The following is a 9218-nucleotide window of genomic DNA, read 5'->3' on the forward strand; positions in this document are numbered from 1 at the left end:
GGGTAGGTTTTATAATAATTTGAATAATAGCTCGAATAGTCAATGCTGAACATACTATAGATAATTTGCATTAACATAGAGTTAATCTGCTTAAAATGACTACTCTTTGTTAACGCCTAACACAAGTGTTCCGAATGCAAAAGAAGACTTATTTATTTTACTTCTGATTAATAAGAAATGTATCGATTTTCCTTCAACCATATAATCATTATATATTTCCATATCCACACCTTTTTCAAATGCAACTTCTGCATTACCATTATCAACTAAAGTTATTGCAAATGGCTCTATACTAAAGTCTGAAACGATATTACCGCTTTCATCTACTATATAATCATAAACTTCAAATTCAGTTGTTTCAAAGTTTAAAGCTTCAATTTCAATTCTTTCCCCAAAATCAATCATTGGCAAATCAATAAATCTTTTACCAACCATAATACTTTTTATTGCTTCTTCAATATCTTCTTTCTCTTCATTATATCTATCTCCATAATAAATTGGTCTTAATTCTTTAGAATCATATGATATTTTAATGGCTGGCTCTTGTATCATCCTATTTTGGCAAGATGATAAAACTAATAATATTAATAATAAACTACTCAAAATAATTGGTTTTTTAAGTCTCTTCAATACTCCATCTCCTAAATTATAAATTCTCTTTACTTAGTATTATCTACTATAACGACGTTAACTATAAATGATGCGCAACTAATACTGTTGCTGTTTTTCAATTATTGAAAATATTTTTCCTGCACTGAATATGGACAATGGAATGTTTATAACAGTGAGAACAAATATTATAATAAAATTAGACATTGGACTAATAGGAAAGAGATTCCCTATAGAATACTTAAATATTAGAAAATAAATTACATAGAATACAATACTGACCATCCAGTAGACAAGGTTCTTTCCCATAAATTTCTTACACTCCTTTATTCTCTGTTACACATAAATCTACTTATATGCACATTTTATTCGATAATTTCTCGAACAAAAATAATTACTCCATCACCTTCTTTGCAAAACTTCCAACCATTTTTGCCAAGCTCATTCCATTCCTTTTCAGCATCTTCTATTTTTCTATTTATTGAGAATCCTAACTTCTGCTCTTTCTTAACAAATTTATATTCAAACCTCTTAATGACTAACACCTCCATGTTCTAATTATTTTATTTCACCTGTTTCCACCTATATGATACAACTAATAAACAATGCCTCCTACTCATATTTAGATTTTCCTACAAATTCAACCATCAAGGCCCCTATTAAAGAAAACAATGAATAGATAAAAACCCAAATCAGAAAGCTTTCATTGAATATAGTAAAGGTTGCAACTAACCAAACGCAAAAGGTCGTTCCAACAACTACAAATATCTTTCTTGCTAAAATTTGACCAATTATTCCAAATAAGAATGATGTCATTGGAAAAACAAGCAATGCCATCAAAAACTCCATAAGTCATGCTCCCTTCGTAGATAGTTTGTTAATATTATGCAATAATTATTTTGATTCAATTACTTCTTAACATAATGCAGGCTTAAAGAAATGCCATTAAGCACCAAGGTTACTATTAGCAAAATTATCGAAAGTGTAGTACTTGTGCCACTTGTATCTAAAAGTGCAGACCAATCTCCTGCTTGTACGATTTGATTGCTATACATAACTTGAAAACTAATTGCTATTGCACATGCACTGATGCTTACAATGGAATAAAATGCTCCGTTTTTATTATGGCTAATCTTATATCTGCCTATACTCACACCGGGTAGTATCCAGGCAATCAATCCAAGAACAAAACTTCCCAACAACAGGAAACTAATCATATAAATACCTCCTAAGCTATGCTATCTTGTGATCACTCTTATTTTCTATAATGAGCTTTAGTATTATTAGCTCTCTATCTCTTTCTCAAATATAGCTTCAAACTCCATTGGCACGCCATTAGATGTATACTTAACAGGAAGAATCTGTACTAAATCTCCAACCTTCTTTGGCGTATCTATCAATGATTTCATTATGGTCTGTCAGCTCTGATACTACGAATCCTTTCATGGCTAATTTTACACTTTCATACTGATACACATATCCATCTCCTTATGTGATACTTCCATTCTAAATTGATGCTTCACCAATAATCTCATTCTTTTGTACTTGATAAATTCTTGGTTTATGCTAAATAATATTATCTCTCTTTAGCTCCTTAATTGCATTCTTAACTGCCATTTTGATTATGAAATATAATACTAAAGCTGGCAAGGTAGCATAAATGGGCAGAAAAATTAATCCTGCAGATATATTGCTCATATATAAGTTCCCTCCCTTAAAAACACACATTCATTAGACTTATTGGTGTATAGTCAATTCTATACATTCTGCTGGACTTCTGTGTGACACAAAATATTAAGATTGTGTCATTGATGAACTCATTTTTATGATTATCCCATATTAGATAATTTGGAGTTTATCATCTTAACTTAATTCATTGTAAATTAAGTTACACATAACAATTCCTACTTCTACCAAGAATTGTTTCTGATTCTCCGTATATTTTTTTCTTTCTTTAAGACTTTCTTGTGAAGAATGCCTGAAACATTGAATTTTCTTTCTATACTCTTTCACATCATTTTCTTTAATAAATCCTAACGAAATGTAATCATAATTCAATGTAATGAAATTTCCATTTTTTTTTAATAAATATTCAATTAAATTTCCTACCTCTTTTAATTTTTCATCAAGAGCCATCTCACGAAACTGTGCGTTTCTCGTTGATATCTTCTGAATTAATTCGCCCAAGTCCTGGCTTACAATAATTTTTTCATCATCTTCCTGTTCTAAATCTTTAATAGCTTTTTTTGTTTCATCAATTTTCTTTTTATCGTAATCTGTTAGGTTGTTGTTTTTCAATTTGTAATCCTCATAATAATTGATTAGCGCACTTATTAATTTGACAACTTTTGAATTAGATTCCGTTTCAAAAATTTGCCGTAATTTGTTAGCTTTTGAACAATAATTTTCATACCCTTTATCGTTATAAATATCAATACCAATAATTCCTTTTATAAATCTTTGGAATGAACTATTTGAAAAATCTAATACATATCCACTTTGCATATCAAACAATTCTTCTAAACATTGTATTGTTTCATACTTTAAATTTGCCATATAGCCTCCTAATAAACTACTACTTATCTGATTAATTTCATGTTGCACATAATTATTCATATATAACCCTAAATACAAAATATCTATTTCTAATCAAGACATAAAGATCTGTTGGTTTTTTCACTCACCTTCTTATCTTAATCTTGACTGACATTAATCCATAAATCCATTATGACTTTCCAACATGAAAAGTTTGCAAATAATATCAAAAATAATCGTCTAATTAATTCTCATTGAGTGTTCTACTGTGGATATAAAAACACTGACTTAAGCATCACATATAAAACCAGTCTTTAACCAGTCGCAAAATGCGACCACTTCGATCATGCTTTTGAGGTCTCAATTTGCGACCTCAAGATTAGATGAGAGTTACTTGATAATTAGCTTAGTATCTTCAGTTATAAGCAATATATTTATTTGTGCTTTGTCTTGGTAAATTGAAAGACGTTTATTATAGTACATTACTTAAATAGCTATCCCAATACTCATCATCGCCTGTAACTCCATGTAACCAGCAATACATAATCACAACTTCAAACTCTTGTTTTTTCCCTCTGGTAAATTTCTTTTTAGGCATGTTTCTATAGAGCGAATCCAGGCCAAACAGATTATTTTTTTGCTTATAATCGTAGTCCCAGAGTATCGTATCAGTTAATTTAATATCTTTGTATTGGGATTTCTTATCGTAGAACTCACTTTTTTTCTTATGACCTTTAGGCCATATTTCAGGATATTCGAAAAAATAGTGAGCCCACTCATAGCAAAAATTGTAGATATTTACACCATAATTCTTGTATGTATCATGAATCCATTCATTAATTTCTTCAGATATATAAATTCCTTGATTATAAGGCTCAAATAAATTTCTCACCTTATGGGCATCTTTAATAAACAGGTAAATCATTTCTGATTGTCCTTCAAGAAACTTAAACCTCTTTACCACCTTAGGGTATATTTCGTAGGACAATGATCTAAATTCCGGTTCACTCTCGTATAACAAAAAATAGTCATCTGTTATTGAGTTCATTAGATACTTGTGCATATATTTTCCGTATGATCCGTAGAGTGAAACTAACCAATCTCTTACTTCAGGATCATAATCACGAATTATTTTGCGATACCTTTCAATTTTTTGCTCATGTAGTACCGTTTTTTCATCAGCAGGCTTTGTATCCAGATAATTGTTGAAGTACTCAAATATGTAATTTACACAGATACGAGTATTCTCTTGTCGCCTATCCATATCATACTCGTTGATCCCATCTTCTTTTTTTCGTTTGAAAATGTATTCTTCCAATCGCATAATAATCATCAACCTCCATTTGGAAAACCAGCGATAATTAGACTATTCGACACTAATTCCTCTACGTTTTTATCTTAAACTGCTTGAGATTATATGTATAATCTTAAAAAGATCAAACACTATTCAAACACTTATCATCGCAGTATATTCTTAAATAAATGTGCACCTCCATGTAGCGTCTTGATAATCCTTATTTATTGTTCCATCTCTATCTACAAATGCAACTTTCATATATTACACCCACCAATTAGGAAAATTCACAATGTATATCTAAATGCGGTACACCTTATTTGGTAAATATTCTATTTAGCCTTTCAATCCCAAGAGTCAAAATGATTCCGTAAATAATTACTGCAATAGTTATCCATATTGCCAATGAGATTGGCATTTCCTTGGCATAGTCCATAGCATTTGATTTCCACGAACCTTTTTGTATTTCAAGGCCCTGAATGATTTTTAATCCGTACAATTCTAAAGATAAGACTAAGCCACCAACAATAACCGCAAAACTACCAAGTGATACTCTACTCATTATAATCCATCCCTTCCATGATATGTCACAAATTAGACCTTTTGATCGATGCAATATGTTAAGTTTCATATTTTCTGAATATGGCAATGATAATCCTAAAGAATCCGGTCACAAAATGTGACTACTTCACTCAAGCTGTTTGAGGTCACAACTTGCGACCTCAAAATTAGTAGAGGGCTGCCTGATCTTTTACTTAGTATACTACTCCCATAAATAATATATTTATCTGTGCTTTGCTCTGGTAACCCGTGAGACGATTATACTTACTATAGTGTACGAAAGTACCCAAATCATGAAATCCTTTAATAATAGCATTAGGTCAAAGTCATCAAAAAATGGATTGTAAGATACTCCAATTAATCCACGAATCAATGTTGCAAGAAAGTAAGCGATTGAGATAATGACCAACTGTTTTTTCACCATTCATTTCTCCTCTCTCTAAACTCATTAGTGCTTTATTTAATAAGCCTATAAGGACCAGGTATACTACTTGCCTCTATAGTCATATTTACAATATGGACATTTTGGATAGTCTTTATCATGAACTTTTCCACAACTGGGACACTTGATCTTGGTAATCAACTCATCCTTATGGTGGTAAAACTCAAGTTTCCCACATCCAAGGCACTGGTGTACATCAACCTGTATACCATTTGGAACCCTTCTCATCATAAGCATCTCAGGTTCACCAATCCTCAGTACAAGGTCTTTCACTACCTCCATCTCACTTCCACATCTCAAGCATTTCATCTCATCTTTCAATGATATCCCTCCCAAATCCATAAAATAATTATCTTATACCCTTGTCTTGCCAACCAGCATTGAAGCTTTCTTGAAGTCCTTCTTGTGTACATAGAATATGTATTGATAATTTAGTTCCTGTTTTTGTCCAAATGATCCAGTCCTGCTCCTGGTTCCACTGGAAAATGGTGATGATGACATCCTGTTTATGGTCTTTATATGGTAGTCAATATTGCTTCTTGTTAAGGCTATGCGGATATTGCTCTGTTCCTTCATTGAATAGACGCTGCAAAGCTCCTTGCGATTGAATATTGTTATCATAAATCCTCCTCTTCTGCTCTATCACATCTAATGTAATGATTTCCATTTATATTAGTCACCATTAGTAACAACCTAATTTTTGCTCTATTTAATAACATTATAACATTTAATCAGTTCAGTTCTACCATTTTTATGGGAACAAAGAATTAATTCCTCTTATTTTTAAGTAAATTTTCCCCAACAAAAATAACAGTTGAAAAAAGAGTATTAAAAAGGAGTAGGCGCTGTCTGGTAACGCTTACTCCTGATCATATTGGATAACATTTAAGTTGGATATAGTTATTACATTTATTTTGGTTTGACTCTTGAATATTTAACTTCCCCACTATGTTCCTTCTTAATTGGGTGAAAATAATTGAAGGTTGACTATGAGCTTAACCAAGACTAAACATTACAAATATTAATTCACCATTGAAGAACCTGAAAAGAATCTACTAATTATCAACTCTCTTGTTTGATTATCGTTAAAATCCAAATCACCTGAAATATTTAGAACAGTACTTCCCTTTTGGATTATTATAAGATCCCGCTCTTGTGTCAGCACCAAATTATCAACATCCCATGAATTCTTCATCTCTTCATCGGATACAATAATTCTATCAAGGAAGGTCATTCCCTTCCACTTAATTCCCTTTTCCAAATCATGTCTTATACCATTAAATATTATTTCAGCAAAGTATGGATCGGTTGTCTTATAGTATTTTATACTTATTCTTTCTTCATAGCCATTACCATTGACAAACTCCAAATAGGAATAGTGCTTTGGTGTGACTGGACTGCTTCCATGTTTAAACTCCTTGGTCGATGTGCTTATTTTGCTTGGTTCCTCTGATATTTCGTCTATTGTAATTATTGGATAACCCTCAGGTACTGAAGTTACTTTATAGGTATCTTCAAATCCTTCATAAACAAACGGAACTACTGTATAAATAAAGATGAATACCATAAATAATGCAAATATTATTACTGGTATACTATCTTCCCTTTTAGTTGCCTTTTTCTTTGTATAATACTTAAGGCTTAATCCTACAATGATTCCAATACCTGGACCTAACAATGATTTTATTACAATTTGAGGTGTAAAAAACGCATCAACTATAATAAAAAGCACTAAAAGTAATAGTATGATCCATGAGGAACCATAAAATAATATTATGCGCCTGCGTGCATTTTTCATAGTAGGCTTTTCGATTGGTAAACCTTTTTCAATGTTTCTTCTTGCTTTCAGTATCCTTATAATGCTGTACAGAGCAGGTACTGTAGCAAGTATAAAACTGATAGGTAATAAAATGATGCCTGCAACTCCTGTAAAAGACAAAAGAATACTATACTTCAAAGGGATTATATTAATTAATAAATAGGCGGCAAATAACGAAAGTATAAGGTAACCTCGTAACTCATTTCTTAATAACGTATGCTCCACAATTTCTTGTTCAATTGCTTCGTCTGTTTGAATTGGAACAGGATCACTTCCCTCCTCAGCATAAAAAAACTGTAAATAATCTTGTGATGTTATAAATTTCCATCCTGATTCTTCACATAATCTCCTATACACCTCAGATTCTTCAGTCTTTTCCGGAGTGAGGGGTCCGCCTTCCTTGAATACATCCACATAGAACTTCAGTTTCTGAGGCTCTATGGCTCTAAATTTTGCAAATTGTTGTTGCAGTCCTATCTTTTCCAACATCCAGCCTTCCTCAGCCATTTCCTCCAAATACGATTTCATAGCTTGGTAGTCCAGAGAAAAGAATCCCCAAAAAACCCATTTGTGTTTATTGTTCACCTACTTCACCCCCTCAAATAGATCACTGCCATCTGAAACCAGTTGCTTTAGCCTTTGATATTCATCCTTTAAAATGTTAAATCCTTTATCTGTCAAAGTATATGTTTTTCTTCTGTTTTCCGCTGATAGCTGTACTATAATATCCTCCTCCTCAAATCTGGATAGAAGATTATATAAAGTGCCTGCTCCAATTTTCACTCTGCCTTCTGTATGTCTCTCCACCTCTTGCATAATTCCATATCCATGCTGAGGTTCGGATAGCATTAAGAGAATGTAATACATTGGCTCAGTTAAAGTTTTTAGTTGTTCTCTTGCCATAAAATCATCTCCAAAGCATTACATCGATATTCGTTATATCTATTATCAATATAATATAATTGTTTGCTATTATTGTCAATACTCTTTAAAATATTGAAAATTGTGTTGTCCTCATTTTGAAAAAGAACATGAAAAAGGAGTAGGCGCTGTTTTGTGCGCTTACTCCTGATAGTTTTGGAAGTTCATTTCCGCTGGCGGAAGAACATTTTGATTGGCGGAAGAGGATTATTAGATAGGGACAGTTATTGTCCCTGTTTAAAAATCCCCTTCCATTTCCCCCCTCCCCTTCCAATCCTTCTCACCCCCTCTCCCTCACTACATCTCAAACTCTTTTCCTCCATTTTTCTGTCTAAATGTTCTTCCATTTCATTTTCATCTTTTTACCTCAAAAACCCCTCCTTTTGGAAGAGCATTTAGACAAATTGGCTAAATGTTCTTCCCTGATAAAAAGAATAAAAACATGAGAAAAAGAATCTGAAAAAGAGATCCTGAAGTGATGAATAGGATTAGAAGAATCAAGAGAGAAAAGGGATGATAATAGCAGGAGTTAGAGCAGGAGAAGGATCATGGAACTCGGCACTGTGTGCCAAGCTAAAAAGGGGAAGAAAGATAAGAGAAGGAATCCTATGAAACCCCAACTCAAGCCTCTGAGAAGCCATTACAGCTGCTTAGAACCACGCTTAAGGGAGATGTCTACCTCCCTTCTTTGACAGCCACGCTTCGACTGATCTCATCAGAGATTTCAGGCGGAGTGGGCGCTGTTAAAGGAGTATTAATAGCAGTTGTAAATGCGTATTTTCCTGCTCTAATCCTGCTCTTATATATTCCATTTAGAGGGGCATAACCGTTGATATACAACATATTGTATGGTTAGTTATTTAAACCAGCATATATTGTGGTTTGATAATAACTTTATATGTTTTATTAATGGTTTTTCGTCTTGCTTCGCAGAGAATTTTTTTAAATATCTGATTCGATGGATAGGTAGAGTTAGCTGGAATAGTATATCCATTTTTGTGATATACTATATTAAAGACTTATGTAGTTCGTATAAG

General features: G+C 32.6%; 13 protein-coding genes. All 13 read right to left on the reverse strand.

Annotation, left to right across the window (positions count from 1 at the left end):
- Positions 1–99: 99 nt before the first annotated feature.
- Positions 100–630, reverse strand: a complete 531-nt coding sequence (locus tag ACKVDP_RS13345) for a hypothetical protein (RefSeq protein WP_409229390.1) — start codon at positions 628–630, stop codon at positions 100–102.
- A 344-nt stretch (positions 631–974) separates the two neighbouring features.
- On the reverse strand, positions 975–1160 hold the full coding sequence (locus ACKVDP_RS13350) for a DUF4177 domain-containing protein (RefSeq protein WP_409229391.1): 186 nt from the start codon (positions 1158–1160) through the stop codon (positions 975–977).
- A 61-nt stretch (positions 1161–1221) separates the two neighbouring features.
- Complete coding sequence (locus tag ACKVDP_RS13355) at positions 1222–1458, reverse strand: DUF2651 family protein (protein WP_409229392.1); 237 nt, start codon at positions 1456–1458, stop codon at positions 1222–1224.
- A 59-nt stretch (positions 1459–1517) separates the two neighbouring features.
- Positions 1518–1826, reverse strand: a complete 309-nt coding sequence (locus ACKVDP_RS13360; RefSeq protein WP_409229393.1) for a hypothetical protein — start codon at positions 1824–1826, stop codon at positions 1518–1520.
- A gap of 130 nt (positions 1827–1956) precedes the next feature.
- A complete protein-coding gene (locus ACKVDP_RS13365) occupies positions 1957–2085 on the reverse strand; it encodes a DUF4177 domain-containing protein (protein ID WP_409229394.1) in 129 nt (42 codons plus the stop codon).
- Positions 2086–2175: 90 nt separating this feature from the next.
- Complete coding sequence (locus tag ACKVDP_RS13370; RefSeq protein ID WP_409229395.1) at positions 2176–2307, reverse strand: hypothetical protein; 132 nt, start codon at positions 2305–2307, stop codon at positions 2176–2178.
- 165 nt (positions 2308–2472) lie between these two features.
- Positions 2473–3165, reverse strand: coding sequence for a hypothetical protein (locus tag ACKVDP_RS13375; protein ID WP_409229396.1), 693 nt, complete (start codon positions 3163–3165; stop codon positions 2473–2475).
- 451 nt (positions 3166–3616) lie between these two features.
- A complete protein-coding gene (locus tag ACKVDP_RS13380) occupies positions 3617–4468 on the reverse strand; it encodes a hypothetical protein (RefSeq protein WP_409229397.1) in 852 nt (283 codons plus the stop codon).
- A 286-nt stretch (positions 4469–4754) separates the two neighbouring features.
- Positions 4755–5000, reverse strand: a complete 246-nt coding sequence (locus tag ACKVDP_RS13385) for a hypothetical protein (protein ID WP_409229398.1) — start codon at positions 4998–5000, stop codon at positions 4755–4757.
- Positions 5001–5486: 486 nt separating this feature from the next.
- Positions 5487–5762 (reverse strand): hypothetical protein, encoded by a 276-nt coding sequence (locus ACKVDP_RS13390; RefSeq protein ID WP_409229399.1) that lies wholly within the window; start codon positions 5760–5762, stop codon positions 5487–5489.
- Between the two features lie 33 nt (positions 5763–5795).
- Positions 5796–6062 carry a hypothetical protein gene (locus ACKVDP_RS13395; RefSeq protein WP_409229400.1) on the reverse strand — a complete coding sequence of 89 codons (267 nt, stop codon included), beginning with the start codon at positions 6060–6062 and terminating at the stop codon, positions 5796–5798.
- Positions 6063–6462: 400 nt separating this feature from the next.
- Complete coding sequence (locus ACKVDP_RS13400; RefSeq protein WP_409229401.1) at positions 6463–7845, reverse strand: DUF2812 domain-containing protein; 1383 nt, start codon at positions 7843–7845, stop codon at positions 6463–6465.
- Entirely contained in the window at positions 7846–8163 is a 318-nt protein-coding gene (locus ACKVDP_RS13405; RefSeq protein ID WP_409229403.1) for a PadR family transcriptional regulator, read from the reverse strand.
- Between the last annotated feature and the right edge of the window lie 1055 nt (positions 8164–9218).

The sequence above is a fragment of the Gudongella ferriphila genome (assembly GCF_046224405.1).
Lineage (GTDB): Bacteria > Bacillota > Clostridia > Tissierellales > Tissierellaceae > Gudongella.

Bases quoted from the DNA above. Each gene is read 5' to 3' on its own strand.
- ACKVDP_RS13350 (WP_409229391.1), bottom strand. From the start codon at position 1,160: ATGGAGGTGTTAGTCATTAAGAGGTTTGAATATAAATTTGTTAAGAAA.
- ACKVDP_RS13355 (WP_409229392.1), bottom strand. From the start codon at position 1,458: ATGGAGTTTTTGATGGCATTGCTTGTTTTTCCAATGACATCATTCTTA.
- ACKVDP_RS13360 (WP_409229393.1), bottom strand. From the start codon at position 1,826: ATGATTAGTTTCCTGTTGTTGGGAAGTTTTGTTCTTGGATTGATTGCC.
- ACKVDP_RS13370 (WP_409229395.1), bottom strand. From the start codon at position 2,307: ATGAGCAATATATCTGCAGGATTAATTTTTCTGCCCATTTATGCTACC.
- ACKVDP_RS13375 (WP_409229396.1), bottom strand. From the start codon at position 3,165: ATGGCAAATTTAAAGTATGAAACAATACAATGTTTAGAAGAATTGTTT.
- ACKVDP_RS13380 (WP_409229397.1), bottom strand. From the start codon at position 4,468: ATGCGATTGGAAGAATACATTTTCAAACGAAAAAAAGAAGATGGGATC.
- ACKVDP_RS13385 (WP_409229398.1), bottom strand. From the start codon at position 5,000: ATGAGTAGAGTATCACTTGGTAGTTTTGCGGTTATTGTTGGTGGCTTA.
- ACKVDP_RS13395 (WP_409229400.1), bottom strand. From the start codon at position 6,062: ATGATAACAATATTCAATCGCAAGGAGCTTTGCAGCGTCTATTCAATG.
- ACKVDP_RS13405 (WP_409229403.1), bottom strand. From the start codon at position 8,163: ATGGCAAGAGAACAACTAAAAACTTTAACTGAGCCAATGTATTACATT.